At 55.1% G+C, this 23,933-nt stretch carries 24 protein-coding genes; 8 read left to right on the top strand and 16 right to left on the bottom strand.

Annotated elements, in window-relative coordinates; genetic code table 11:
* Window positions 1-124 precede the first annotated feature (124 nt).
* The gene (ligB, locus tag F3J31_RS19025; protein WP_167214725.1) at window positions 125-1,795 is read left to right on the top strand and encodes an NAD-dependent DNA ligase LigB; all 1,671 of its coding nucleotides are present in this window, start codon (window positions 125-127) and stop codon (window positions 1,793-1,795) included.
* Here ligB and F3J31_RS19020 read toward each other — a convergent pair.
* The 3 genes from F3J31_RS19020 to F3J31_RS19010 all read right to left on the bottom strand — a co-directional run bounded on the left by F3J31_RS19020 (window position 1,792) and on the right by F3J31_RS19010 (window position 5,244).
* Complete coding sequence (locus F3J31_RS19020) at window positions 1,792-3,444, bottom strand: phosphoethanolamine transferase (protein WP_167214722.1); 1,653 nt, start codon at window positions 3,442-3,444, stop codon at window positions 1,792-1,794. The two genes, ligB and F3J31_RS19020, sit on opposite strands and share 4 nt — an antisense overlap.
* 113 nt (window positions 3,445-3,557) lie before the next feature.
* Window positions 3,558-4,175: a trimeric intracellular cation channel family protein gene (locus F3J31_RS19015; RefSeq protein WP_045907917.1), complete on the bottom strand. Its 618-nt coding sequence runs from the start codon at window positions 4,173-4,175 to the stop codon at window positions 3,558-3,560.
* A 205-nt stretch (window positions 4,176-4,380) separates the two neighbouring features.
* Window positions 4,381-5,244 carry a YicC/YloC family endoribonuclease gene (locus F3J31_RS19010; RefSeq protein ID WP_008502687.1) on the bottom strand — a complete coding sequence of 288 codons (864 nt, stop codon included), beginning with the start codon at window positions 5,242-5,244 and terminating at the stop codon, window positions 4,381-4,383.
* 125 nt (window positions 5,245-5,369) lie between these two features.
* On the opposite strand from F3J31_RS19010, the gene rph reads away from it, so the two are divergent.
* Together rph and pyrE are read left to right on the top strand one after the other, a co-directional pair.
* Complete coding sequence (gene rph, locus F3J31_RS19005) at window positions 5,370-6,086, top strand: ribonuclease PH (protein ID WP_006812424.1); 717 nt, start codon at window positions 5,370-5,372, stop codon at window positions 6,084-6,086.
* Window positions 6,087-6,152: 66 nt separating this feature from the next.
* Window positions 6,153-6,794: an orotate phosphoribosyltransferase gene (gene pyrE / locus F3J31_RS19000; RefSeq protein ID WP_048028136.1), complete on the top strand. Its 642-nt coding sequence runs from the start codon at window positions 6,153-6,155 to the stop codon at window positions 6,792-6,794.
* An 82-nt stretch (window positions 6,795-6,876) separates the two neighbouring features.
* On the opposite strand, the gene slmA is transcribed toward pyrE, so the two are convergent.
* The 3 genes from slmA to coaBC form a co-directional block, all read right to left on the bottom strand.
* A complete protein-coding gene (gene slmA, locus F3J31_RS18995; RefSeq protein ID WP_008502690.1) occupies window positions 6,877-7,473 on the bottom strand; it encodes a nucleoid occlusion factor SlmA in 597 nt (198 codons plus the stop codon).
* 120 nt (window positions 7,474-7,593) lie between these two features.
* Window positions 7,594-8,052, bottom strand: coding sequence for a dUTP diphosphatase (gene dut, locus F3J31_RS18990; RefSeq protein WP_008502691.1), 459 nt, complete (start codon window positions 8,050-8,052; stop codon window positions 7,594-7,596).
* Window positions 8,030-9,241: a bifunctional phosphopantothenoylcysteine decarboxylase/phosphopantothenate--cysteine ligase CoaBC gene (gene coaBC / locus F3J31_RS18985; RefSeq protein WP_115437283.1), complete on the bottom strand. Its 1,212-nt coding sequence runs from the start codon at window positions 9,239-9,241 to the stop codon at window positions 8,030-8,032. The genes dut and coaBC overlap by 23 nt, the downstream gene beginning before the upstream one ends.
* Before the next feature lie 171 nt (window positions 9,242-9,412).
* Here coaBC and radC point away from each other — a divergent pair, with 171 nt between their 5' ends.
* The 4 genes from radC (at window position 9,413) to mutM (ending at window position 11,608) form a co-directional block, all read left to right on the top strand.
* Entirely contained in the window at window positions 9,413-10,081 is a 669-nt protein-coding gene (gene radC / locus F3J31_RS18980) for a DNA repair protein RadC (RefSeq protein ID WP_032675724.1), read from the top strand.
* A 218-nt stretch (window positions 10,082-10,299) separates the two neighbouring features.
* Entirely contained in the window at window positions 10,300-10,536 is a 237-nt protein-coding gene (gene rpmB / locus F3J31_RS18975) for a 50S ribosomal protein L28 (protein ID WP_002436699.1), read from the top strand.
* 22 nt (window positions 10,537-10,558) lie between these two features.
* Entirely contained in the window at window positions 10,559-10,726 is a 168-nt protein-coding gene (rpmG, locus tag F3J31_RS18970) for a 50S ribosomal protein L33 (protein WP_003024094.1), read from the top strand.
* Window positions 10,727-10,798: 72 nt separating this feature from the next.
* A complete protein-coding gene (gene mutM / locus F3J31_RS18965; protein WP_032675725.1) occupies window positions 10,799-11,608 on the top strand; it encodes a bifunctional DNA-formamidopyrimidine glycosylase/DNA-(apurinic or apyrimidinic site) lyase in 810 nt (269 codons plus the stop codon).
* A gap of 2 nt (window positions 11,609-11,610) precedes the next feature.
* On the opposite strand, the gene coaD is transcribed toward mutM, so the two are convergent.
* The 7 genes from coaD to F3J31_RS18930 form a co-directional block, all read right to left on the bottom strand.
* On the bottom strand, window positions 11,611-12,090 hold the full coding sequence (gene coaD / locus F3J31_RS18960) for a pantetheine-phosphate adenylyltransferase (RefSeq protein ID WP_008502695.1): 480 nt from the start codon (window positions 12,088-12,090) through the stop codon (window positions 11,611-11,613).
* Between the two features lie 3 nt (window positions 12,091-12,093).
* Window positions 12,094-12,864: a glycosyltransferase family 2 protein gene (locus F3J31_RS18955; protein WP_167214719.1), complete on the bottom strand. Its 771-nt coding sequence runs from the start codon at window positions 12,862-12,864 to the stop codon at window positions 12,094-12,096.
* A complete protein-coding gene (gene waaA, locus F3J31_RS18950; RefSeq protein WP_024906625.1) occupies window positions 12,864-14,138 on the bottom strand; it encodes a lipid IV(A) 3-deoxy-D-manno-octulosonic acid transferase in 1,275 nt (424 codons plus the stop codon). Before waaA ends, F3J31_RS18955 begins: the two co-directional genes overlap by 1 nt.
* 156 nt (window positions 14,139-14,294) lie before the next feature.
* Window positions 14,295-15,929: a sulfatase-like hydrolase/transferase gene (locus F3J31_RS18945; RefSeq protein WP_167214716.1), complete on the bottom strand. Its 1,635-nt coding sequence runs from the start codon at window positions 15,927-15,929 to the stop codon at window positions 14,295-14,297.
* An 18-nt stretch (window positions 15,930-15,947) separates the two neighbouring features.
* Window positions 15,948-16,919 carry a glycosyltransferase family 4 protein gene (locus tag F3J31_RS18940; protein ID WP_167214713.1) on the bottom strand — a complete coding sequence of 324 codons (972 nt, stop codon included), beginning with the start codon at window positions 16,917-16,919 and terminating at the stop codon, window positions 15,948-15,950.
* Between the two features lie 8 nt (window positions 16,920-16,927).
* Window positions 16,928-17,911 carry a glycosyltransferase gene (locus F3J31_RS18935; RefSeq protein ID WP_167214711.1) on the bottom strand — a complete coding sequence of 328 codons (984 nt, stop codon included), beginning with the start codon at window positions 17,909-17,911 and terminating at the stop codon, window positions 16,928-16,930.
* Between the two features lie 143 nt (window positions 17,912-18,054).
* Window positions 18,055-19,425, bottom strand: a complete 1,371-nt coding sequence (locus tag F3J31_RS18930) for an O-antigen ligase family protein (RefSeq protein WP_069720513.1) — start codon at window positions 19,423-19,425, stop codon at window positions 18,055-18,057.
* Window positions 19,426-19,655: 230 nt separating this feature from the next.
* Between F3J31_RS18930 and F3J31_RS18925 the strand changes: the two genes are divergently transcribed.
* Window positions 19,656-20,759, top strand: coding sequence for a glycosyltransferase family 4 protein (locus tag F3J31_RS18925; RefSeq protein WP_167214708.1), 1,104 nt, complete (start codon window positions 19,656-19,658; stop codon window positions 20,757-20,759).
* On the opposite strand, the gene F3J31_RS18920 is transcribed toward F3J31_RS18925, so the two are convergent.
* Genes F3J31_RS18920 through rfaC form a run of 3 tightly spaced genes read right to left on the bottom strand, consistent with a single transcriptional unit; the run spans window position 20,738 to window position 23,932 of the window.
* Window positions 20,738-21,847 carry a glycosyltransferase family 4 protein gene (locus F3J31_RS18920; protein WP_167214706.1) on the bottom strand — a complete coding sequence of 370 codons (1,110 nt, stop codon included), beginning with the start codon at window positions 21,845-21,847 and terminating at the stop codon, window positions 20,738-20,740. The genes F3J31_RS18925 and F3J31_RS18920 overlap by 22 nt on opposite strands.
* A complete protein-coding gene (rfaQ, locus tag F3J31_RS18915; RefSeq protein ID WP_126534967.1) occupies window positions 21,844-22,953 on the bottom strand; it encodes a putative lipopolysaccharide heptosyltransferase III in 1,110 nt (369 codons plus the stop codon). The genes F3J31_RS18920 and rfaQ overlap by 4 nt, the downstream gene beginning before the upstream one ends.
* Window positions 22,946-23,932, bottom strand: a complete 987-nt coding sequence (gene rfaC / locus F3J31_RS18910; RefSeq protein ID WP_167214703.1) for a lipopolysaccharide heptosyltransferase RfaC — start codon at window positions 23,930-23,932, stop codon at window positions 22,946-22,948. Before rfaC ends, rfaQ begins: the two co-directional genes overlap by 8 nt.
* Window position 23,933: the final 1 nt, after the last annotated feature.

The raw sequence follows: 23,933 nt of genomic DNA, 5'->3' as shown, positions 1-23,933 counted from the left end.
TTTTATCCGTGGTTTTCAGCAACCCCCAGGAAATACCGGATAGCGTCTCGCAGTGTGAACCGTTGCCGTTAGCGTTGTTTCAGACATCGGTGTATACCTCCTGCAACGCAAAGGAGGGGTAGCGATGTGGCGATGGATAAGCGGGTTAATGCTGTTGTGGTGTGGCTATGGCGCGGCGGTATGCCCGGTCTGGTCGCAGGCAAAAGCAGAGAAAGAGATGGCGTCATTAAGCGCGCAAATCAAACGCTGGGATGACGCTTACTGGAAGCAAGGCGTGAGCGAAGTTAACGACGAGGTTTACGATCAGCTTAACGGGCGGTTAACGCAGTGGCAGCGCTGTTTTGGCACTGAACTCTCAGGAGAGAAACTTCCTCCGCTGACCGGGAGCGTCAAACATCCTGTTGCCCATACGGGCGTACATAAGGTGGCCAGCAAAGAGGAGCTGAAACAATGGATGCGTGCGCGGCAACATCTGTGGATGCAGCCCAAAGTTGACGGTGTGGCGGTAACGCTGGTCTACCGTGACGGAAAGTTAATCCAGGCCATCAGTCGCGGTGATGGCCTGAAAGGGGAGGACTGGACCGGGAAGGTACGTTTAATCCCGTCTGTTCCGCAAAAGCTCACCGGCAAGCTGGCGAACAGCGTCTTACAGGGCGAGCTTTTTTGGCTAAGCGACAGTCACATTCAGCGGCAGATGGGTGGGATGAACGCTCGCGCAAAGGTGGCAGGTGCGATGATGCGCCAAAACGATAACGCGCTATTGAATAAGCTCGGCGTATTCATCTGGGCCTGGCCGGATGGGCCGAAAAATATGCAGACATCTTTAACTGAACTGTCTCAGGCCGGTTTTACGCTGTCGGCACGGTATACGCTACCCGTCGAATCTGTTGACGCCGTCGAGAAACAACGCGCGGCCTGGCACGTAGCTGCATTACCCTTTGCCACGGATGGCATTGTGGTGCGGTCGGAGGATGCGCCCGCGGGGGAAGGCTGGTTGCCGGGCGAAGGCAACTGGGTGGTTGCGTGGAAATATATGCCAGCAGCCCAGGTAGCCGAGGTGAGTGATATTCATTTTTCCGTGGGGCGAACGGGCAAAATGTCCGTTGTAGCCGCGCTGGAACCCGTGCAACTGGATGATAAACAGGTGCAGCGGGTGAGTCTGGGCTCAGTTGAGCGCTGGCAGCGGCTGGATGTTGCCCCGGGGGATCAGATCCAGGTCAGCCTGGCCGGGCAGGGTATTCCCCGGTTTGATAAGGTGGTCTGGCGCGGGACGGACAGACATAAACCTGAGCCTCCCGCCTCGCGGTATCATGCGCTTAGCTGTTTCTATGCTTCGCCGGAATGTATGGAGCAATTCTTTGCCCGACTGGCGTGGCTCAGCTCAAAGCAGGTATTTGATATTGAAGGATTAGGTGAGTCAGGCTGGCGGACCCTCTGGCAGGCGCATCATTTTGAACATCTCTTTTCGTGGCTGTTATTAACGCAGGCGCAAATGCAGGCTACGCCTGGATTTTCCTCCGCGCGCGGGCTGGCGCTCTGGCATCGATTTAATCTGTTACGCGAGAAGCCTTTTATCCGCTGGCTCATGGCACTGGGTGTTCCGCTGACGCAGGCTTCGCTGAAGGCGATGGGGGACGTAACGTGGCAAACGTTGAGCGGACGTAGCGCAAAGGACTGGCAGAGCCTGCCGGGAACGGGAGAGAAGAAGGCGCGACAAATTGTTGCATTCATCCATGACCCTGGCGTTGCCGGCCTGGCTTCCTGGCTAGGCAAGCAGGGTCTACCCGGATTTTAGAGCGAGCTTGCTTTAGCTTTGCGCCAGGGGGTATGTCTGTCTGGTGAACTGAAGGTTTCGCGAAGCTGATCGTAGTCATAGATGTGGCGGCCGCCATCAATTACCGGGATCAGTGTAGGAGCCTGATAGCACGGTGCAAGCACCGAGCTGCATTGATCAACACCCGTTGTGATTCCAAGCCACGTTAACATCAACTCATAATTGCTTGCTGTGGGCCACGCTTCATGTACCCACCCTACCGCTCTTTTTTGGGCATTCAGGGCTTGCTGGCTATACCAGATAAACTGGGGGACCTGGTAAGCCTCTTTGCTTGGGTTGCGTGAGCCATGCATATAGATGGAATTCAATTGCGGGTTTTTTTCCAGCCCATGGTCTGAAAAATAGAGCAGAGAGGATGCGCTGCCCTGCAGACGTTTAGCCACTTCGCCAATGAAGTAGTCGGTAAACAGAATCGCGTTATTGTAGCAATCTTCATATTTGTTGCCGGTATGCAGAATATTCGCTGATGCCGGATACCGATCGCAGGCCATCTCATGGCTGCCGTTGATATGCAGGAAAATTAACTTCTTGCCGGGGGCTTTAAGCGCCTCATCCAGGGCCGGTAAAAGCTCGGTGTCATAACGGGTATCAATCCACTGGGCTTTATGGCTGATAGAGGCAATGGCCACAATGTAGTTATTGCTCTTGCCTGTGTTACCCTGGGCGCTAATCCACTCGGTGTGATAGCCCGTTTTTTTAGCGACGCTAACGATATTGTCAGCAAGCTTATCGGTGGTGAAGTGGTCTGGATCAGCTTTGCTTAAAATCATCGGCACGGAAAGCACGGTGGCTGACGCGGGGGCAATAGCATTGCTAAAGATGAGGGCGTCCTTCGCCAGCCTGGATTCCACAGGCGTGGTATCCAGGTGAAAACCGTAGAGCTTCATATTGCTGCGACGTGCGGATTCACCCACGATAACAACATAGTTTTCGATGCCCGTATCATGATATTGCAACGCAGGATAATTGACGCTGTGCTGGCTAATTTTCTCCGCCAGCGCGTTATCGCGATGGGCAATAATGAACTCTGCACCGGTGTAAAACGGCGTATTGGTTAAAATCCGCGAGCTTAGCGGATAATAAACTTCAAGATCGTGGCGTTTTTTTAGCCAGTTTGCCGTTGAATACCAGCCCAAATAAACGGCAAGCAGAACGAAGCCGACAGTTCTCACACGGGAAGAAACATGCTCGCTCGTCGATTTGATTGCGTACCAGGTGACAACAAAGTAAGCAACCGCGGCTGGTAAACAGTGCAGGTATAAACCTGACATGCTTTTCGCTTCGGCTACGTGAGTGCCGAGAATACTCATCGCAAATACGGTGTTAAATTCGCTCTGGTAGACACTCCATGTGCTGTAAGCAACCGCAAAATTTAACGTAAGCAGGGCGGTTAAAACAAATGCGACGATCTTACCGGGAAGCGTGCGATAGATCGCTGCGGCGCATACCAGTAAGAGCGCATTACAAATCGCAATGCGCACTGCGAATCGCGCAGGTTGTGTTAAAAATACTGGCCATAACTGAATCAGCACGGAAACGAGCAGCAAAATTAAAAAATGGCTGCTGAGTTTTTTATTAATAATCAGTGCTGACGTTTTGGCAAAGGACATTGTTTTAACGCAAGTTTATGGGGACAAAGTGGCGACATTTTATCGCGTTTGGCCCGGTTATATGGGATAACAAAAGGTGCTTTTTACTACTTTGTTGTGGTTTTGTTGAGAATTCAATGGGTGTCCTGCGTGTAATGAAAAACGGGCAATCCCAGTTTTAAGCGCAGCGCCAGCAAGCGAGCCGTAAAACCAAATAATAACGTGGCAATGACCACAACATCATGGCTCGAAACATAATGTTGTAAAGCAATATACAGAACGGCAGAGGCAAAGGATATTCCAGCGTAAAGCTCTTTCTGGAAAACCAGTGGAATGCGCTTGCAGAACATATCGCGCAGTACGCCGCCAAATACACCTGTTACGACCGCGGCGATAGTGGCTATGACCGGGCTTTCGCCCATATCCAGCGCGATTTGCGCCCCGATAATGGAGAAAACCACCAGACCCAAAGCGTCAAGGACTAAAAAAAGACGGCGAAGATGGGGCATAACGGGCGCCACGATGGTGGTCAACACGGCGGCAATCGCGACAATAACAATGTATTCAGGGTTTTTTACCCAGCCGAGCGGATAATGTCCCAGCAGGATATCTCGTACCGATCCGCCACCCAGCGCGGTCGCTGTAGCAATAATGATCACGCCGAAGGTGTCCATACGGCGACGTCCGGCGGCAAGTGCGCCGGTCATGGCTTCTGCGGTGATGCCAATGAGATAAAGAATGTGAAGCAGCATATACCCTCCGGTGTGAATGCGGGGAGGTTAGCGATTTGTGCGCAAGATCACGATTGAGTTTTTCTAAGGCGACGGGGTTTGCCCTATATATTTTTATCAAGTTAAGTTGAATGAGCTTGATGAACGGCGGTGAAACGCAAAATCAGGTGTTGGGATGGATTAGAAATAATAATGGGTGGCGCCGTCGACACCACCCGGAAAGGCATTACTCAATATTCTGGATCTGCTCGCGCATTTGCTCAATCAGCACTTTCAACTCAATCGCGGAGTTGGTGACTTCTGCATTGATAGACTTAGACGCCAGGGTGTTCGACTCACGGTTGAACTCCTGCATCATAAAGTCCAGACGGCGGCCCACCGCTTCCTTCTTCTTCAGAATGTTGTAGGTCTCTTTAACGTGCGCTTCCAGACGGTCCAGCTCTTCAGCGACATCGATACGTTGCGCCATCAGCACCAGCTCTTGTTCCAGACGGGTGTTTTCCAGCTGAACTTCTGCTTCTTCCAGTTTGGCGACAAGGCGCTCGCGCTGCCACTGCAGCACTTCCGGCATATGGGTGCGAACCTTAGCCACTTCAGCGCTGACGCCTTCTAGGCGCTGCTCAATCATTGCTTTCAGCGCCTGACCTTCGGTTTCGCGGGCAACGATAAAGTCATCCAGCGTGCCGTCGAGGGCGGCCAGAATTTCAGCGGCAATGGCGTCCAGATCCTGCTCACCGGCGGCCATGACGCCAGGCCAGCGCAGAATATCAACCGGGTTGATTTCGCCTTCATCGCTCTGCATTTTGACCCAGTTCGCCGCATTGACGAGCTGTTTCGCCAGTTTTTCGTTGAGGATCAGCTCGCCCTGTGCGCTGGCATCAGGCTCAAAGCGCAGGTTACATTCCACTTTACCGCGCGTCAGGCGCGTACGGATACGCTCGCGTACAACAGGCTCAAGGCTGCGGAACTGCTCCGGCATACGGAAATACGTTTCCAGGTAACGCTGGTTTACCGAGCGCATTTCCCATGTAGCGCTACCCCAGCTACCCTTGATTTCACGCCGGGCGTAGGCGGTCATACTGCGGATCATAGACATTCCCGTTTTTAAAGGAGAGATGGGGGGATTATAGCTTTCGGGGGCTTCTCAGGATAGGAATAAGCGTCCTTTATCCGTATAATGCGCAGCCACATTCGTTTCAAGCCGGAGAATCCATCATGCGTCCATCAGGTCGTAGCGCCAACCAGGTGCGTCCCGTCACCCTGACCCGTAACTATACAAAACACGCTGAAGGCTCCGTGCTGGTTGAGTTTGGTGACACTAAAGTGCTGTGCACCGCCTCCATCGAAGAAGGCGTTCCGCGCTTCCTGAAAGGTCAGGGTCAGGGCTGGATCACCGCAGAATACGGCATGCTGCCGCGTGCGACCCATACCCGTAATGCCCGTGAAGCGGCGAAGGGTAAGCAGGGCGGTCGTACCATGGAAATTCAGCGTCTGATCGCGCGTGCGCTGCGCGCCGCCGTTGACCTGAAAACCCTCGGCGAATTCACGATTACTCTGGACTGCGACGTGATTCAGGCCGATGGTGGTACGCGTACGGCCTCTATTACCGGCGCCTGTGTAGCGCTGGCCGATGCCCTGAACAAGTTGGTTGCAGCCGGTAAGCTGAAAACCAACCCAATGAAAGGCATGGTTGCGGCGGTCTCCGTAGGCATCGTTAACGGTGAAGCGCTTTGCGATCTGGAATACGTTGAAGATTCCGCGGCAGAGACAGACATGAACGTGGTGATGACCGAAGACGGTCGCATCATTGAGGTGCAGGGCACGGCAGAAGGCGAGCCGTTCACTCACGAAGAACTTCTCTCCCTGCTGGCGTTGGCCCGAGGGGGAATCGAATCCATTGTCACGACGCAGAAAGCGGCGTTAGAAAATTGATTTTAAAGGCGACCAATGAGTCGCCTTTTTTTTGCCTGTAAGACAGAAAACCAAAGGAGCAAATCCATGAAATCGTATCAGCGCCAGTTTATTGAGTTTGCGCTTAACAAGCAGGTACTTAAGTTTGGCGAATTTACGCTGAAATCCGGGCGTAAGAGTCCCTATTTCTTCAACGCCGGGCTGTTTAATACCGGGCGCGATCTGGCATTGTTAGGCCGTTTCTATGCCGAAGCGCTGGTAGATTCCGGGATTGATTTTGACCTGCTGTTTGGCCCGGCCTATAAAGGCATTCCGATTGCGACCACCACCGCGGTGGCGCTGGCGGAACACCATGACCGCGACGTGCCGTACTGCTTTAACCGCAAAGAGGCTAAAACCCACGGTGAAGGCGGGAATCTGGTCGGCAGCGCGCTGCAGGGCCGCGTCATGCTGGTGGACGACGTGATCACCGCAGGCACGGCGATCCGCGAATCAATGGAGATTATCCAGGCCAACGGTGCAACGCTGGCTGGCGTGTTGATTTCGCTGGATCGTCAGGAGCGTGGTCGTGGAGAAATCTCCGCCATTCAGGAAGTGGAGCGCGACTACAACTGCAAAGTGACGTCGATTATCACCCTGAAAGAGCTGATTGCGTATCTGGAAGAGAAGCCTGAGATGGCGGACCATCTGGCAGCGGTAAAAGCGTATCGCGAAGCGTTCGGGGTTTAATTGCATTGCCCGGTAGCGCTACGCTTTCCGGGCCTACCCGTTCGCAGGCCGGATAAGGCGATGCCGCCATCCGGCGATGGCGTTACTGTAATTGTGCTGCGACTAACGGCCAGCGGGCGTCAAAATCGTCCGTTGGGCGGTATTTGAACTCGCTACGCACAAAGCGGGAGAGCATCCCTTCACAAAACGCCAGAATCTGGCTCGCCAACAGCGTTTCATCAATGCTGTATCCTTCACCTTCACGCATTTTCTTCTCGCGCAGCACCTGGCGCAGCTGCGCTTCAATGCGTTCGAAAAGCTGGTTAATGCGGCCCTGCAGTCTGTCTTGTTCAAACATCAGCGCGTGGCCGGTCAGGATGCGGGTTAAGCCCGGATTGCGTTCACCGAAGCCCAGGATTAACAGCACAATCAGACGCAGACGCGCGGTGGTGTCTTTTTCGTCTTTCAGAATCAAGTTGATGCGTGTGATCAGGCTGTCTTCAATAAACTCGATCAGGCTGTCGAACATCCGGGTCTTGCTCGGAAAATGACGGTACAGCGCCGCCTCAGACACGCCTACGGAGGCGGCCAGTTTAGCGGTGGTGATGCGTTGACTACCATCGCTGGATTCAAGCATCAGAGCCAGAGATTGAAGTATTTCTTCGCGACGATTCCTTTTCGCGGTTTGTTTTTCTGCCATGTTACAAAATACCCCTGAAAATAAGCACTTGCCAGGCTGGCATCCACACAGCGACCGCAAACGGACGTTTGCGATTTGTTATTGCATTATGACGCTGTGGGATACGTGTCTGTCGGGCAGTTATTTGCGCCCGGAATGGCCGAAGCCGCCTTCGCCACGGTCGGTGGCATCAAAATCTGCCACCAGGTTAAATTCTGCCTGTACCACCGGTACAAAGACCATCTGTGCGATACGCTCGCCCGGTTCAATGGTGAAGCTGTCCTGACCACGGTTCCAGACGGAGACCATCAGCTGACCCTGGTAGTCGGAGTCGATCAGTCCCACCAGGTTACCCAGCACAACGCCGTGCTTATGGCCCAGGCCAGAACGCGGCAAGATCACCGCCGCCAGCGACGGGTCAGCGATGTGAATCGCCAGGCCAGTCGGAACCAGGGTCGTGGCACCCGGAGCCAGTTCTACGGCGTCATCGAGACAGGCGCGCAGGTCAAGACCGGCAGAGCCGGAGGTGGCATAGGTTGGCAGCGGAAATTGCTCGCCAACACGCGGGTCCAGAATCTTAACGTCGATTTTTTTCATCATAACGGGTAACGATCTCGTCGAGTAAATGTTGGCCCAGGAGTTCCTTGCGCTCAAGCGGTAAGACTTTATCTCCATCCTGCCAGAAAAGGTGCAGTGCGTTGCTGTCGCTGTTAAATCCTTGTGTGGCCAGCGATACGTCGTTCGCGCAAATCAAATCGAGGTTTTTGCGGGTACGTTTTTGCCGGGCATATTCTTCCACATTATTCGTTTCTGCGGCAAACCCAACAACGTATGGACGGTGGCTTTTTAGTGCGGCGACACCGGCAACAATGTCCGGGTTTTTCACCATTTTTAGTGTTAATTCATCGCCTTGCTTTTTAATTTTAGCCTCGGCGATCGTCTCGGCGCGATAGTCTGCAACGGCCGCACAGCCGATAAAAATCTGCTGGCTTTGCGCATGTGCCTGCACGGCGGCTTCCATCTCCAGCGCGGTGGTAACGTCAATTCGCTTCACAAACGCAGGGGTAGGCAGAGAGACCGGGCCGCTCACCAGCGTGACGTTCGCGCCACGCTTCGCGGCGGCAGCGGCAATCGCAAAGCCCATTTTGCCGGAGCTATGGTTGGTGATGTAGCGCACCGGATCCAGCGGCTCGCGCGTGGGGCCCGCGGTAATCATGATGTTGAGATGTTGCAGATCGTTGACAGGCGAAAAATGGGCTGCGGCCATATCAACAATCGTCAGCGGATCAAGCATGCGGCCCGGGCCAACATCGCCGCAGGCCTGGCTACCGCTGTCCGGACCCCAGATAAGCAGGCCGCGTGAGGCCAGCGTCTCAAGATTGTGCTGAGTGGCGGCATTACGGTACATCTGCTGGTTCATGGCCGGAACGACGGCAACAGGGGCAGGCGTAGCCAGACAAATGGTGGAAACCAGATCGTTTGCCATACCGGCCGCCACCCGAGCGATTAAATCCGCGGTGGCGGGGGCGAGGATAACCAGGTCTGCCCATTTCCCAAGCTCAATATGGCCCATCGCGGCTTCGGCAGCCGGATCGAGCAGGCTGTCAGATACCGGGTATCCTGAAACGGCCTGCAGGCTCAGAGGAGTGATAAAGGCTTTACCGCCTTCGGTTATCGCGACCCGCACATCTGCCCCGCGCTCGCGCAGACGACGCACCAGCTCCGGCGCTTTGTAGGCAGCAATACCGCCGCTCACGCCAAGAACGATTTTTTTACCGGCCAGGCTCATCATGATTCTTTCCTGTTGGGTTTCACCAGAGAGCGGGCATTTTATCACAATCCCCAAAACGGGGTGATTTTGTCCTTCGACCACTTTGCGAGACGCTACGCAAGAACGCAACGTGGCCGTCGAGCGCCGGATGGGCCTGTGGCAGCATGCGGTTAAAAAGGGAGAAAGAGCATGGAAGAAGAGGATGAGCAGCTGCTGCCGCGTGAAAAACTGCTGCGCTACGACGTCACCCTGTTAAAAGATGATGAACTGCTGGCGCTCTTTTTACGTACCGGAACGCCCGGCAAAACGGTATTTACGCTGGCAAAAGAGCTGATAGCACGTTTCGGTTCGCTGTACGGTTTACTGACCGCCGAGCTGGCGCAGTTTAAGCATGTTGAGGGGATCGGCGTGGCGAAATATGCCCAGTTGAGGGCCATTGCCGAACTTGCCCGCCGTTTTTACAATGTCCGCATGGAGAAGGACGATCCGATCCTGACGCCAGCGATGACGCGTGAATACCTGCAAAGCCAGTTAACCGATATCGAACGCGAGATCTTTATGGTGATCTTTGTCGATAACCGAAACCGGGTACTAAAACATAGCTGCCTCTTTGCCGGTACGTTAAGCCACGTTGAGGTGCATCCGCGTGAAATTGTGCGGGAAGCGATAAAAGTGAATGCAGCGGGCGTGATCCTCGCGCATAATCACCCCTCTGGCTGTGCAGAACCGAGCAGAGCGGACAAAGAAATCACCGAGCGCATTATCAAATGCTGTCAATTCATGGACATTCGTGTGCTGGACCATCTGATAATTGGCCGCGGAGAGTACATTTCTTTTGCAGAACATGGCTGGATTTAGGCTATTTCTCGCGATCCATCGGGATCTTTGTCTGTTCGGGACTTGAGCACACCGCCGAGTCAGCGTATACTACGCCACCTTTGAGAATCTCGGGTTTGGCATTTGGGCCTGGCAATCGAGAGTTCACTTAGAACTATGCGATGACCGGGCTGTAAAGCCTGACGAGGCGCCGATACCCCATACGAAGCTCGAGCTAATTTGATTTTTGGAGAATAGACATGTCCCGAGTCTGCCAAGTTACTGGCAAGCGTCCGGTGACCGGTAACAACCGTTCCCACGCACTGAACGCGACTAAACGCCGTTTCCTGCCGAACCTGCACTCTCACCGTTTCTGGGTTGAGAGCGAGAAGCGTTTTGTCACCCTGCGCGTATCTGCTAAAGGTATGCGTGTAATCGATAAGAAAGGCATCGATACAGTTCTGTCCGAACTGCGTGCCCGTGGCGAAAAGTACTAAGTACTTAAAGAGGAAATAAATCATGGCTAAAGGTATTCGCGAGAAAATCAAGCTGGTTTCTTCTGCTGGTACAGGTCACTTCTACACCACCACGAAGAACAAACGTACTAAGCCGGAAAAACTGGAACTGAAAAAATTCGATCCAGTTGTACGCCAGCACGTACTGTACAAAGAAGCTAAAATCAAATAATTTTAGTCTCCTTGTATCGAAAAACCCCGCAACTGCGGGGTTTTTTGCATTCTGTATCTCAACGGAGGAACCATGCCTGAATTACCTGAGGTAGAAACCAGCCGTCGCGGCATTGAGCCCCATCTGGTCGGCGCGACGATTCTTCACGCGGTTGTCCGTAACGGGCGTCTGCGCTGGCCGGTGTCCGATGAGATCCACGCCCTGAGCGATCAACCCGTCCTTAGCGTGCAGCGTCGCGCGAAATACCTGCTGCTGGAACTGCCCGACGGCTGGATCATTATCCACCTGGGGATGTCCGGGAGCCTGCGCGTTCTTACCGAAGAACTGCCGGCGGAAAAGCACGACCACGTCGATCTGGTGATGAGTAACGGCAAAGTGCTCCGTTATACCGACCCACGGCGCTTTGGCGCGTGGCTGTGGACGAAAGAGCTGGAAGGGCATAACGTGCTCGCGCATCTGGGCCCGGAGCCGCTCTCAGACGCGTTTAACGCGGAATACCTGAAAGCGAAGTGCGCGAAAAAGAAAAGCCCGATTAAGCCGTGGCTGATGGATAACAAGCTGGTGGTCGGCGTGGGGAATATCTATGCCAGCGAATCGCTGTTTGCCGCCGGGATCCATCCCGATCGGCTGGCCTCTTCGCTGTCGGCGCAGGAGTGTGAGCTGCTGGTCCGCGTGATTAAAGCCGTATTGCTGCGCTCGATTGAACAGGGGGGAACAACGCTGAAGGACTTCCTGCAAAGTGACGGCAAGCCGGGCTATTTTGCCCAGGAGCTGCAGGTGTATGGCCGTAAAGGCGAACCGTGCAGAGTGTGCGGTACGCCCATTATTGCCACGAAGCACGCCCAGCGCGCCACGTTCTACTGCCGTCAGTGCCAGAAATAGGGCTACTTTAGCTTTTCCATCAACGCCTGGTGGACGTTAACCGGCAGGAAATGGGTAACGTCCCCGTGATGACGCGCCACCTCTTTTACCAGCGTGGACGAGATAAACGACCACTCTTTGGAGGGCATCAGGAACACGCTCTCCAGCTCCGGCATCAGGTGGCGGTTCATGTGCGCCAGCTGCATCTCATACTCAAAGTCTGCCACCGCGCGTAAGCCGCGGATCAGAATGTTCGCCTGCTGGGCGCGGGCGAAGTTAGCCATCAGGTCGCTAAACCCGACCACCTCAACATTCGGCAGGTGCGAAATGGCATCGGTGGCAAGCTGCACGCGCTCGTGGAGGTCAAACATTGGCTTTTTGCTGGGGCTCGCGGCAATGGCCAGGATCACCTTGTCAAACATGCACGCCGCACGGGTGATGATATCAAGATGACCGTTGGTGATCGGATCGAAGGTACCCGGATAAATCGCTTTTGTGCTCATGGCTCACGTTTTCTCTGAGTAGCCGCGGCAGAGCGCCCACAGCTCGGTGTATTTGTTGAAAGTATACTGGGCATTCACTACCGCGAGTAACCAGCCCTGCTTACCGTCCAGAACGCCACCACGCAGCAGCAGCGTTTTCAGGAACGCGCCCAGCGTGTGGGTGAAGATACCGGTCAGTGAGGCCTTCTTGCCGCGCTGGTGACGCTCCTGCGCCCAAGCCGTGGCATAGTTAAGCTGTTTACGCTGGAAGCTCGCGAAATCCCGGCAGGTCAGGTGCAGCAAATCGCCCGTCAGGGGGATGACCTGGGCGTTGTCGCAGCTCAGGGATTCATGCACCAGATTGTCGTTGTACTGATAGCGCTCGCGCTCGTAAAGGCGCGTCACGCGGTCTGGATACCAGCCGCTGTGGCGCATAAATCGGCCAAGGAAATAGTTACGACGGGCAATGCTGTATACAGCGCCAGGCTGGGGTGAGGCAAGCACCGCCTGAATGGCCTGCTGAAGTTCTGGCGTAATACGCTCGTCAGTATCGAGCATCAGGACATAATCACCGGTGGCAAACCCCTGCGCGCGCTGGCGCTGGATGCCATAGCCTTGCCAGTCAGCGTCGGTAAACACTTTTGCGCCCGCTGCCCGGGCAACGTCCACCGTGTTGTCCGTACTTCCGGAGTCAAGAATGACTATCTCGTCAGCCCAGGCAACTGATGCCAGGCAGTCCGGAAGCAGGTCGGCGGCGTTTTTGGCGATCATCACGACCGACAGACGCGTTGACATCAGTGGCTCCGCTGGGGCAGGTAAGGTTGCAGAAGTTGCAGCAGACGGGTCAGGGCGCCCTGGTTCTGATGCAGCACTTCAACGGCATGACGCCCGTACCACAGGCGATAATCTTCATCAGTTAGAAGGGTCGATACCTCTTTGACTACCGAATCCGCATCGGTCACGGTAATTAAACCATCGGCCTGCTGTAATTTCGCGCAGATATCTTTGAAGTTAAACGTATGTGGACCCATCAGCACCGGAATGGCGTGGGCGGCCGGCTCGAGCGGGTTATGACCGCCGCGCTCCACCAGGCTGCCGCCGACAAACGCGAGGTCAGCAATGCCGTACAGCAGCATCAGCTCGCCCATCGTATCGCCAATCACCACCTGGGTGCTGCCAGACGGGATCTCCCCGCTGCTGCGCAGCGTGAAGCTGAAACCGCCTTTCTGCACCATTTCACGGGCATCCTTAAAACGCTCCGGATGGCGGGGCACGAGGATCAGCAGTAAATCAGGGAAGCTTTCCAGCAGCTTGCGGTGCGCCTGCAGGATAATCTCTTCTTCACCGTCATGGGTACTGGTCGCAATCCAGACCTGACGACGCGGGGCCCACTGGCGACGCAGCGTGATCGCGCGGGCGGCGAGTTCCGGGGTAACCGAAATATCAAATTTCAGGCTACCCGTCACTGCAAGCTGGTTGCGTTTGAGGCCCAGAGAGACAAAGCGTGCCGCATCTTCTTCATTCTGCGCGGCGATCAGCGTGATTTTGCTCAGCAAGCGGCGCATAAATTTACCCAGCTTGCCGTAACCTTTCGCCGATCGCTCTGACAGGCGCGCGTTGGCAATCACCAGCGGGATTTTACGGGCATGCAGGGCGGAAATCATGTTCGGCCACAGTTCGGTTTCCATCACAATCACCAGCTTCGGGCGAACGGTATTCAGGAAACGATTCATGGCGCAGGGCAGGTCGTAAGGGAGATAGACGTGATGAACGTCTTTGCCAAAAGCGGATAACGCGCGCTCCGAGCCGGTTGGCGTCATCGTCGTGACGGTGATCGGCAGCGACGGGTAGCGGTGACGCAGGGCGCGAACCAGCGGGATTGCCGCCAGCGTTTCACCGACAGAAACGGAATGCAGCAAAATACCGTCCGGCGCGACTTTATTGCGGCAGAAGCCATAGCGTTCAGCCCAGCGTTTACGATACGCAGGCGCTTTACGGCTACGAAGCAACAGTCTCAGCCACACCAGTGGCTGAATGATGTAGAGCAGAGCGGTATACAACAATTCCAAGCGATTATCCGTTTTTTTAGTTTCGGCGGGCAAATTCTAAGCATTTGAGCCGTCTAAAGCTATCTCTTTGGTGTTTTAAGACACCCATTTGCCTGCGTTACGCTCATTCGCCTGAAAAAAAACGGGCAATTTCTTGCCCGTTTCTTGTCTCACCGTTTAGCGCTCCGCTTCGGGGAGGGTGTTCAGATGGTAGGTTACGCGCTCCGAAAGGCCGCGAATGTCACCGCCAGTGATAAAGAAGCTGTCATCTTTTTGATTTGGATTACTGACGTCGTAGCCCAGCATCTTGTTGATGAGCGTTGCCACCTGATAATGGTTAAGCGGCATCTGCGGGCTGATCTCCTTCATGGCGTAAGCTGGATCGTTGCTGAAGTAGAGGAACGGTACCTGAGCAATTGGCATTTCTACAACCGAATGGCCAAACAGACCGTTATCGCCCACGCGTTCCCCGTGATCGGAGGTGATAAACACCAGCACCGGCAGTTTGGATTTTGCCAGCGCGGTGCGAATCGCGGACGCGAGTTCTTTGTCATACAGGCGGACTGCATCGTCATACTCATTTTTCTTCTGCGCCACATCATCACTCAGACGTGGTGTAGAGAACTTCGCGAAGCCCTGCGGGATATTACGCTCGTACGGGATATGTGGAGCACGGCTGTTGAGCACCATCAGGAACGGTTTGTTCCAGTCCAGCGTTGCTTTCTCAACGGATGGCGTCAGAACAACGTCCGCGCCGACATCCGGTGCCGGGCGTATCTGGGTATCTTCCCACAGATCAATATCATGGATACCAATCCAGTTGCTGAGCCCTTCCAGTCCCTGGGCGGAGATAAAGGCGGTCTGATAACCCTGTTTCTTCGCGTTGGCGAAGATATTGGTGGATTTCGATTTATAGGCCCCGTAGTTATCCGGCTCGCGCAGATTATTCACCAGCATCGGGATGGCCACGCGGGTGGATACGGCGTTGGAGACAATCAGACGGCCCGTACCTTGATACTGCTGGAGCAGCGCTTTCAGCTCGGGCGTGGTATCGCGTTCGTAGCCCAGGGCGCTGACGTGGTGCGGGTTAAGGCTTTCACCTATCGCCAGAATAATCGAATATTTGCCCGCACGCGTATCCTTAACAGGTTTGACCTGGTAGGGATCGTAATGGGTCAGATTCTGGTTTTCTCCTGACATCGCTTCCGGGATCAGGCGTATGGCGCTGAAGCTCATCGCAGACAGGCCGTTACGCAGCAGTGAGTGACGCAGGTCCGGGTTGAACTTGTACATCTGCCCGTCGACCGCTTTGTAGAACTGGCCGACAAACATCACGACGATGGCAAGCAGGCAAGGAAGCGCAATCCATTTGTGCCAAAGCGGCGCCAGACGACGCGCAAAGCCCAGCGCAAACACGACCGCCACAATCATGATGGCGAAGTAGATGCCCAGTGAACCCAGGCTGTCGGTGATCCCACTGGCAATATCTTTCGTTTCCACGAACGCCAGCCAGACTTCACTCGGGCCATAGAACTGACCGTAGAACTGGTAGTACACCGCTTCCGATATCTGAACGATAAACGTGACGGCCAGCAGCAGGCGAGTCAGGAAGAAACGCGCACTGGCCGCGGCAAGCAGGGAGATGATCAGATACAGCGAGATATCACCGGATTTCGGCTGGTAGACATGATCTTTCAGCAGAATGATGATTTCTGAGAGCGAGAACAGCAGCAAGAATGCCAGCGTTAACCCCAGGGTGCGCAACAGATTGCTGCGTGGGGTGAACGAAGAGTGTGTCGTTGTTTTGAACATGGAAGGGCTCTATTCCGATCAGAACTTTTTAGTCAGCGGGCGAATGGCTTTACCAAAACCAAAGCGCAGTGCGCGAACTACCGTAGGACGATTGTGCAATCCTTTACGCCAGATATCCTCAAACAGGGCGTACCAGCGTGCGGCGACCGCTTCGCGGGAATAGACCTGTAGGCGTTTTTCACCCTGTTCGCGCATCTGACGATACAGTTCAGGGGAATTTTTAAGACGCATGATGGCATCGAAGGCTTCATCAGGGTTTTTGGCGATCAGGTAGTCCAGCTCGCTTTCGCGGATCGCGCGATAAGACGGCTCGTCATCGCAGACCATCACCGTTTTCCCCAGCCAGTTGTTAATGAGCTTGCTGGCAGGCTTACGCGCCAGTTTATGATCGTGTGATTTGCGGAAGCTGATGCATACGTCCACGTCCTGGTAGTTTGTCCAGTTATCGAACGAGATGCGTAGCTCGATACCTTGTTCGGCAAGGCGTTGCTTAAAGTTCCCTTCGCGGTATTGGTCCGGGAAACTGTCTACACGGCCGAAGAATGCGACGGTTTTGATTGTCTCGTCGTTGCGCTCACGCGGTTTTACGCCCGGCTGTGGCCAGTAGGGGACGAAGATACGATTGCTATGATTGTCCACTTCCGGATTCTGGTCGACGACAACATCTGCGCCAATGACGGGAGGGCGGTCCGCACGCGCGACTACGGTGAAGCCACGCCACGGCTTCACTCGGGAACCAAAGTCATCGTTATGCATCAGGTTAATGGCATCCGGCCTGCATTCAGAGCCAAACGAACATTCGATTGCATCACCATAATAGTGCTTCAGCGCCAGGGTGGTCTGGAACGTCCAGCCTCCGCGACCACCGCAATAAAATCGCTCCGGAATGTCGTCAGGATTGACATGGTTATCCAGAAGGGTCTGGAAATCTGCGTAGTTTTTAGCGATGAAATCCGCGCGGGAAACCGCGTGTAATTTAAGTTTGTTCATAATTTCCGTTAGCCAGCCAGTTTTTTAAGACGGAAGTAGCGACGTCCCAGACGCCACCGTTGGCGGAAGCCGCGCGCATTTTGCCAAATCAGCGTCCAGATACCGCGATCGAAAAGCTCACGGGTGATCTCGCGTTTTTTGGCCATATCGTCAATGTTGTTAATGCTATGCAGGATCCCCAGACCCTCTTTGGCGATTTGCCAGCGGCAGGCGGATACGCGTTTCACCTGTTCCGGATAGCGTTTGTTGATGGCGTCCAGCATCTCCAGAATCTTCATGTAATGGCGCGAAGAGCGCATGCGCGTGTCGTCCGTGCCTGGCGTATGGGAAACGGAAGCGGAATGGATCAGGTAATCGTAATAGACCTCATCAATATACTGCACGCGTCTGGCGGTGAGCAGCACTTCCGTAGTCCAGGGGATGTCCTGATGGCGCAGACCATGTTCAAAGCTGAAGCCCTGCTCTTTTATAAAGGCGTGTCGATAGATATTCAGCCACGTTACGTGCAGGAACTTGCGTGATTCGAGCGCCATCTGCAGCCAGGTCGGGCCGTCCAGCACGCCGGTTGACGCAAGTTTATCTGAAGGGAAAATCTTCTTCGACGGGCGTCCGTCATCATAAATATAGGTACCGTTGCAGGTCGCGACGTCCAACTGCCCGGCGAGTGCAATCTCCAGCAGGCGCGGATACATACCCGGATAGATAACGTCATCAATATCCGGGAACGCGACGTACTCGCCCGTAGCCACGGCCAGACCGGTATTACGGGCCGCAGAGACACCCCCATTAGGCTGGTCGATGACGTTAAAATGACTGAATTCACTGGCGTAGCGGGCGATGATATCTGCGGAGCCGTCAGTTGAGCCGTCATTAACAATAACAAGTTCCAGGCTGGGCAGATTCTGTTTCTTTATGCTGTCAAAAAAAGCGCTCAGGAAATTCTCGCCATTATAGACGGCGACAACGAGGCTTAATTGAGGCGTTCCAGACATGCTTACTCCGTAATTTAACGCGGTGAGATGCGGCTAACGAGCGATACAGCAATGTGCAATGGCTTTTCGACAGCCGGCAGGCAAAAGAGTTCTGATGAGTAACGTTGCGCCGATGCCTGTTATCATCGGCGCAATATACGCTATCAGGAGGTTGTTTCTGTCCGTTTAGCGGGTCGTAACGCGCACATTCCCACAAGTAACCCGGTTAACAGCATATATTGTTCCAGGTAGTGATCTTTCAAATTGTGGTCAACCATGGTTCGGGAGAAGAAACCAACCGTAAACAGCAGCAAGAACATGCCTGCCATCATATTGCCATGGCGGAACTCGCGCCAGCCGATGTACCAGCAGCCTGCCAGCAGAATCAGCCAGCCTGCAATGCCCACAACCCCGTTCTGGATACCAAACTCAATCAGGCCGTAGTGGCTGTGTGGAATATCAATGCGATTGTCCTGCGTGTCGCGACGCAGCACATAGCGGAAGGCCTCTTTGCGAGGTCCCATTCCCGCAGGATGTTCACCCACCAGTTTCCAGCCCTGATGGAAGAAACTCGCGCGACAGCCGTTGGAGTGGTTCATTGGACGACCGAGATCGTTAGTCGGTACTGTTCCGTTGGTTTTGTTATAGCAAAAACTGGTGAAAGGCGCGTTCCAGCCGGTTACGGCATCATCTTCCAGACTTTGCCAGCGCGGATCGGTTTTCCAGGAAGCATAGCCCAGAAGCGCAGAAGCGATAGTAATGCCCAAAAGAATGCCGCCTGTGAGCAACACCCGGCTGCGACGCATGCTGTGCAGGCTAAGCAGAATGAAAGTGGAGAACAGGCTGCCAACCAGGCCGATCGTTCCCCAGCGGGTATCGACTAACGCCGTGCAGACAAGGTTACACAGCAGCATAAAGGCGAGGAACGGTGTCTTCAGGCGTAAGAAACGCTGATGAAGCAGGCCGCGCGCAAGCAGTTCAGCGAGCAGGAAACCGGTGATCATATTGACCTGGAAGCTCATGCGCGTGCGGTTATAAACAATCCGCGTTTCGCCCCAGTGGATTACGCCGTCTCGCCAGTAAAGCCAGACGGTATCAAGGAGATGGATACAGACGACGCCCCAGAAAAAAAGGACGACGAGAGTAAAGAAACGGGCTGCCGATAAAGAGGGGAAGCGCTCCTGAATCACCGGTAATAACACCAGACCCGCACAGAAAAGTAATACCGGACGTAGCCACTGACCATCCCAGGTCGACACCATTTCTTTAATATCTGGCGCGACAAAAAAGCCGTTAATCAGGATAAAGAAGGTTAATGCCCAGAGCACAATAAGCACGAACTTAATTTTGTTTAAGTCCAGCGCTTTTCTCGCCACTGAGGAGCTAAAGAAAAGACCGAGCGCCACCACAATATTAGGATAAATCAGTCCATTACGATGAAAAGGTAGCTGATCGTTTGGGATTGGCCAGATAAAACATAAAGCCAGTACAGACAGCACTAAAAGACCTGTCAGGATGTTACGAGTATTTGTCATAATTTTGGTACTGGTAAAGGATCTCGGCGTTAATACCGGTTAGTTAACAATGCCATACGCAGATTCCACTGATTTTGAGTGGAATAAAAGCCTGAGAAAATTACCACAGAAGCCATAACTACAGAAGGACAATGTTTGTAAGCAAGATTAATCCGCCTGTGCATTATCGTAATACCCACGTATATAATCGGCAGCCTGGACAGCGGTTTCAGCTAAACGACAGGAAATATATGCACATTGTTCACACTGAAGCAGACGGCGGCAAAGGCGGGCAGCCTCTGCGCATTATCAACGAATCGCTTGGGATGATTCAGCGTGGCCATCAGGTGACTCTCCTTTGTCCGGAAACTGCGCCGCTTCACGCGCTGGCACGCAATGCCGGTCTGACGGTGGTCACGATGCCGTTGAAGCGTAAGAACCTTAAAAACCTGCAGCTGCTGCGTCGCTGGCTGCAGGATAACCGTCAGTCGATTGACGTCATCAATAGCCATAACTCTGCCGATACCTGGCTGGTGGCGCTGGCGAATCTGACGCTCTCCAACCCTGTACCACTGGTGAGAACTCGTCATGCGTCCGGCGTACCGCGCAACAACTGGACGACACGCTGGCTGTTCCGCACCGCCTGCGCGCACATCGTGACTACCGGGGAGGCGCTGCGCCATCAGGTCGCAAATATCGGCGTGCCGATGTCCCAGAGTACGTCGGTGCCAAGCGGGGTCGATACGCAACGCTTTCACCCGGGAGATAAGCACGAAGCTCGCGCGCATTGTGGCCTGTCTGAGGAAGATTTCTGGCTGGGCGTGGTGTCGCATTTGCGCCCGAACAAAGGCCATAGCGTACTGCTGCGCGCCCTGGCGAAAATCGACAATCCACACATCAAGCTGGCGATTGTGGGTGAAGGCCCGCACAAGGCGACGCTGGAACAGGAAATCGCCGCGCTGGGATTACAGCAGCGCGTGGTCATGGCGGGACATCAACCCGATCCGGAACGCTGGTTTCCGGCCTTTGATATTGCGCTGAGTCCTTCGCATGATATGGAAGGTGTGCCGCAGGGCGTCCTGCAATCGTTAGCCACCCGTATTGCAACTATTGCGACGGACGCCGGTGGAACGGGGGATGCGGTGATTAACGGGCAGACGGGATTGTTGGTCGCCCAGCGCGACGAAAACGCACTGCGCGATGCCATAATGAAACTCTATGCCGACTCAGCCCTTCGCGAGACGCTCGCGCAACAGGGGTATGACTACCTGAGCACGCACTTTACCCGCGAATGTATGCTGGACGCGATGGAGAAGGTCTTCTCCGATGCCGCTCAGCGCAGCAAATCGCGATAAAGCGCCTGTAGCTCTCGGGCCATTCTGTCCAGGGTGAAAGGTTCCGCAGTCGCACGCGCGGCAGCGGCGTAATCGACACCCTGTTCACGGCCTTTTAGCCACAGCGAGATGGCCTGCTGGTAACCTTTGCTGTCCAGCGCATCGCGTACCCAGCCGTTTTGACCCTCGGTTATCCACTCCGCCGCGCCACAACCGTGGCTGGTGAGCAGTGGCAAACCACAGGCCAGGGCTTCCACGCAGACGTTCGGGAAGGGATCGTAGAGCGTCGGCAGGATAAGGGCATCAGCCGTGCCATACACTTCACGCACGTTGGCTACGGGGCCCAGGAACTTCACTCGAGAGGAAATTCCCAGCGCCTGCGCCAGCTTTTCGAACTTCCGCGCATGTTTATCGCGGCCGGCAATCAGCAGCCAGACGTCAGGATGCGCCACAATAGCGCGCAGCGCGGTGGCGACGCCTTTGCGGCTGAAGCCTGACCCAACATACGCCAGTACCGGTGCGTTACGGGGAATACCCAGTGCATCACGCTGCGAAAGGGCGCGGACCTCAGGACTAAACTGAACGGTGTCTACGCCGTTGTAGATCACCGTTAGCTTGTCTTCCGACAGTCCGAAGCGACGGGCGATATCATCGCGAACCATCTTCGAATTACAGATCACCTTGCGCAGCTGCGGATGGGTAAACATCTGCGCCTCAGCCTGCAGAATGTAGCGGTGATAACGGCTCAGAGACTGCGCCCAACGCGCCAGTGGCGACAGAATACGACCATATTGCTCAAGCCAGGTGGCGTGAACACCGTCGCCCGCCCGGAAGATGGTGGCGCCCGGTATGCGTTCGTGGCTTTGCACAATATCAAACTGCGCAAAATGCGCGGCGGCTTCGACGGCAAAACCGGATTCACGCGCGATGCGATTGCGAAACGGCGGATTGACCGTCAACGTTTTCCAGCCTGCGGCATCCTCCCACTGGCGAGCAATCAGCGTGACATCAAGGGAGGAATCCTGCGCCAGCACGTTCAGCGCACGTGAGACAAAACGCTCTGCGCCACCGTTGGGGTTGTAGGTCTGTCGAACAATGGCCAGCTTCATGCAGGGGTTTCCGTTTCCAGAAGCATCGTATCGATTGCGCTCAGCACCTGCTGTGGGGTAATGGCCGTAATGCAGTCTGAGACACCGCTGTCTCCGCAGCCCGCTTTGCCGCACGGCTGGCAGGTAAACCCGGCCACAATCACACGATAATTTACCCCCCACGGCGCCCATTTGATGGCGCCGGTAGGGCCAAAGATAGCAACGGTCGGCGTACCGACGGCGCTTGCAAGGTGCATCGGCATGGAATCCACGCCAAAGTACACCCGGGCGTGCTTCATCAGCGCACCCAGCTCTTTCAGGTTCAGCTGACCGCTTAAATCAAAGACCGGCTGGGTGAGGGCTGCGCGCAACTCATCCATGTAGGCCTTCTCTTCTTTTGACGGTGCGGCGGAAAGGACGATCGGCAGGCCGCGCGCCGCCAGGTTATCAATGGTCGCTGCCAGTTTTTTGATATCCCAGGCCTTAAACATCCAGCGCGAGGTCGGGTGAACCAGAATGTAGGATTTACTCGTGAGCCCAAACCCGGCCAGTTTTTCGGCCACAGAAGCTTCTGCCGCGTCACCAGGCACAAAAAGCGTATGCTTGTCTGCGTCGGACTGCGGATGAATACCGATTCGGCGCAGGGCATCCAGATTGACTTCCACCATATGGCGGCTGTTGTCCTGAATGGCCGGGTAGAGCGTGGTGAACGATTTCACCCAGCGACGACGTGCCAGGCCCCCGCGTTTATCCGGCTTAAAGCCGACGGAGACGCGCGGTTTCAGGCGACGCGCCAGACGCGCGCCGTGCCAGTGTTCGGTCAGATTAATCAGCACGTCATACTGACGGCCTTTCAGGGTATTCAGCAGGGCGCGGTAGAGGCGGAATTGTTCAAACCAGCCCTTCTTGCGCCAGTTGCGCCCAATAGTATGCACCTGGTCGATATGCGGATGGCTGGTCAGCATCGCCTGGGTATCGTCATAAACCAGCGCATCGACTTCCACGTTCGGCCAGTTCTTTTTCAGCACGGTAAACACCGGCGAGGTAAGCAGAACGTCACCGTGGTGACGCAGCTTAATAATCAGCACGCGCTTTGGCGGGCGCTCCGCTGAGAAAAAATCAGACATAGGCTCTCTCTGCTGCCAGCAAAGGCTCTAATTGCGCAAATACCGCAGCGGCGCTGAGATCGCTCAACTGCGATGAGTGTTCCGGGCGGCAGATATACTGATTTTTTCCATAGCCGCCGATCAGGCCCGGGTCCGTTGGGCCGTAAAGCGTGATGTTAGGACGGTCCAGCGCCGCCGTCAGGTGGCTGAGGCCCGTATCCACGGAGACCACAGCCGTAGCGCCTGCCAGCGCCTGAGCGACGCCGTCAAGTTTCATGCGCGGCAGAACGTCCACGTAATCAAACCCTTCTGCCAGACGTTTGGCCCGTGCCTCTTCGTGCGGTGCGCCCCACGGGAGTTTGATACGCAGCCCCGCGCTTGCCAGCAGGCCGATCAGTTCGCGCCAGTGCGCTTCCGGCCAGTGCTTGTCATCGCGGGTTGTCGCGTGAAGGAAAATCAGATAAGGATCGCTTTTCTGCGATGAGGTGTGCAGGAAATGCCGGGAAATCGCATAGTCGCCCTGGGTTTCCGGTTTCGCATAGCCCAGGCTTTTGGCAAACAGCTCTCGGGTACGTTCCACCGCGTGCTGTTGCTTTGCGATGTGGTGGTGGCGGTTATAAAACAGGCTCGCCAGCGGTTCGCGGACGCTGTGCCAGTCCATTCCGTGCTTTACGCCGTGTGCCAGACGCGTTACCAGCGCGGCGCTTTTGACCAGCCCCTGCGCGTCAATGATGGCGTCGTAATGCTGTGCCCGCACCGCCTCGCGGAAGGCTTTGCGTTCGGCTTTAATCGGCGCGGAGAACCACGCTTTGCGCCAGCGGCGAATCGCCACCGGGATCACGCGGTCAACCGCTTCATGCCAGGTGGGGATCTGCGCGAAGCCTTCTTCCACCACCCAGTCAAAACGAATGCCGGGGATGGCCCGCATGGCGTCCGTCAGCGACGGCAGCGTATGCAGAACATCACCCATCGAAGAGGTTTTAACGATCAATACCCGCATT

The sequence above is a fragment of the Enterobacter sp. Acro-832 genome (assembly GCF_011752745.1).
In the GTDB taxonomy this organism is placed as follows: domain Bacteria; phylum Pseudomonadota; class Gammaproteobacteria; order Enterobacterales; family Enterobacteriaceae; genus Enterobacter; species Enterobacter quasiroggenkampii.
Note: the sequence above shows the minus strand (reverse complement) of the source record. Positions and strands in the feature narration are given on the sequence as shown.

Bases quoted from the DNA above. Each gene is read 5' to 3' on its own strand.
- ligB (WP_167214725.1), top strand. From the start codon at position 125: ATGTGGCGATGGATAAGCGGGTTAATGCTGTTGTGGTGTGGCTATGGC.
- F3J31_RS19020 (WP_167214722.1), bottom strand. From the start codon at position 3,444: ATGTCCTTTGCCAAAACGTCAGCACTGATTATTAATAAAAAACTCAGC.
- F3J31_RS19015 (WP_045907917.1), bottom strand. From the start codon at position 4,175: ATGCTGCTTCACATTCTTTATCTCATTGGCATCACCGCAGAAGCCATG.
- F3J31_RS19010 (WP_008502687.1), bottom strand. From the start codon at position 5,244: ATGATCCGCAGTATGACCGCCTACGCCCGGCGTGAAATCAAGGGTAGC.
- rph (WP_006812424.1), top strand. From the start codon at position 5,370: ATGCGTCCATCAGGTCGTAGCGCCAACCAGGTGCGTCCCGTCACCCTG.
- pyrE (WP_048028136.1), top strand. From the start codon at position 6,153: ATGAAATCGTATCAGCGCCAGTTTATTGAGTTTGCGCTTAACAAGCAG.
- slmA (WP_008502690.1), bottom strand. From the start codon at position 7,473: ATGGCAGAAAAACAAACCGCGAAAAGGAATCGTCGCGAAGAAATACTT.
- dut (WP_008502691.1), bottom strand. From the start codon at position 8,052: ATGATGAAAAAAATCGACGTTAAGATTCTGGACCCGCGTGTTGGCGAG.
- coaBC (WP_115437283.1), bottom strand. From the start codon at position 9,241: ATGAGCCTGGCCGGTAAAAAAATCGTTCTTGGCGTGAGCGGCGGTATT.
- radC (WP_032675724.1), top strand. From the start codon at position 9,413: ATGGAAGAAGAGGATGAGCAGCTGCTGCCGCGTGAAAAACTGCTGCGC.
- rpmB (WP_002436699.1), top strand. From the start codon at position 10,300: ATGTCCCGAGTCTGCCAAGTTACTGGCAAGCGTCCGGTGACCGGTAAC.
- rpmG (WP_003024094.1), top strand. From the start codon at position 10,559: ATGGCTAAAGGTATTCGCGAGAAAATCAAGCTGGTTTCTTCTGCTGGT.
- mutM (WP_032675725.1), top strand. From the start codon at position 10,799: ATGCCTGAATTACCTGAGGTAGAAACCAGCCGTCGCGGCATTGAGCCC.
- coaD (WP_008502695.1), bottom strand. From the start codon at position 12,090: ATGAGCACAAAAGCGATTTATCCGGGTACCTTCGATCCGATCACCAAC.
- F3J31_RS18955 (WP_167214719.1), bottom strand. From the start codon at position 12,864: ATGTCAACGCGTCTGTCGGTCGTGATGATCGCCAAAAACGCCGCCGAC.
- F3J31_RS18945 (WP_167214716.1), bottom strand. From the start codon at position 15,929: ATGTTCAAAACAACGACACACTCTTCGTTCACCCCACGCAGCAATCTG.
- F3J31_RS18940 (WP_167214713.1), bottom strand. From the start codon at position 16,919: ATGAACAAACTTAAATTACACGCGGTTTCCCGCGCGGATTTCATCGCT.
- F3J31_RS18935 (WP_167214711.1), bottom strand. From the start codon at position 17,911: ATGTCTGGAACGCCTCAATTAAGCCTCGTTGTCGCCGTCTATAATGGC.
- F3J31_RS18930 (WP_069720513.1), bottom strand. From the start codon at position 19,425: ATGACAAATACTCGTAACATCCTGACAGGTCTTTTAGTGCTGTCTGTA.
- F3J31_RS18925 (WP_167214708.1), top strand. From the start codon at position 19,656: ATGCACATTGTTCACACTGAAGCAGACGGCGGCAAAGGCGGGCAGCCT.
- F3J31_RS18920 (WP_167214706.1), bottom strand. From the start codon at position 21,847: ATGAAGCTGGCCATTGTTCGACAGACCTACAACCCCAACGGTGGCGCA.
- rfaQ (WP_126534967.1), bottom strand. From the start codon at position 22,953: ATGTCTGATTTTTTCTCAGCGGAGCGCCCGCCAAAGCGCGTGCTGATT.
- rfaC (WP_167214703.1), bottom strand. From the start codon at position 23,932: ATGCGGGTATTGATCGTTAAAACCTCTTCGATGGGTGATGTTCTGCAT.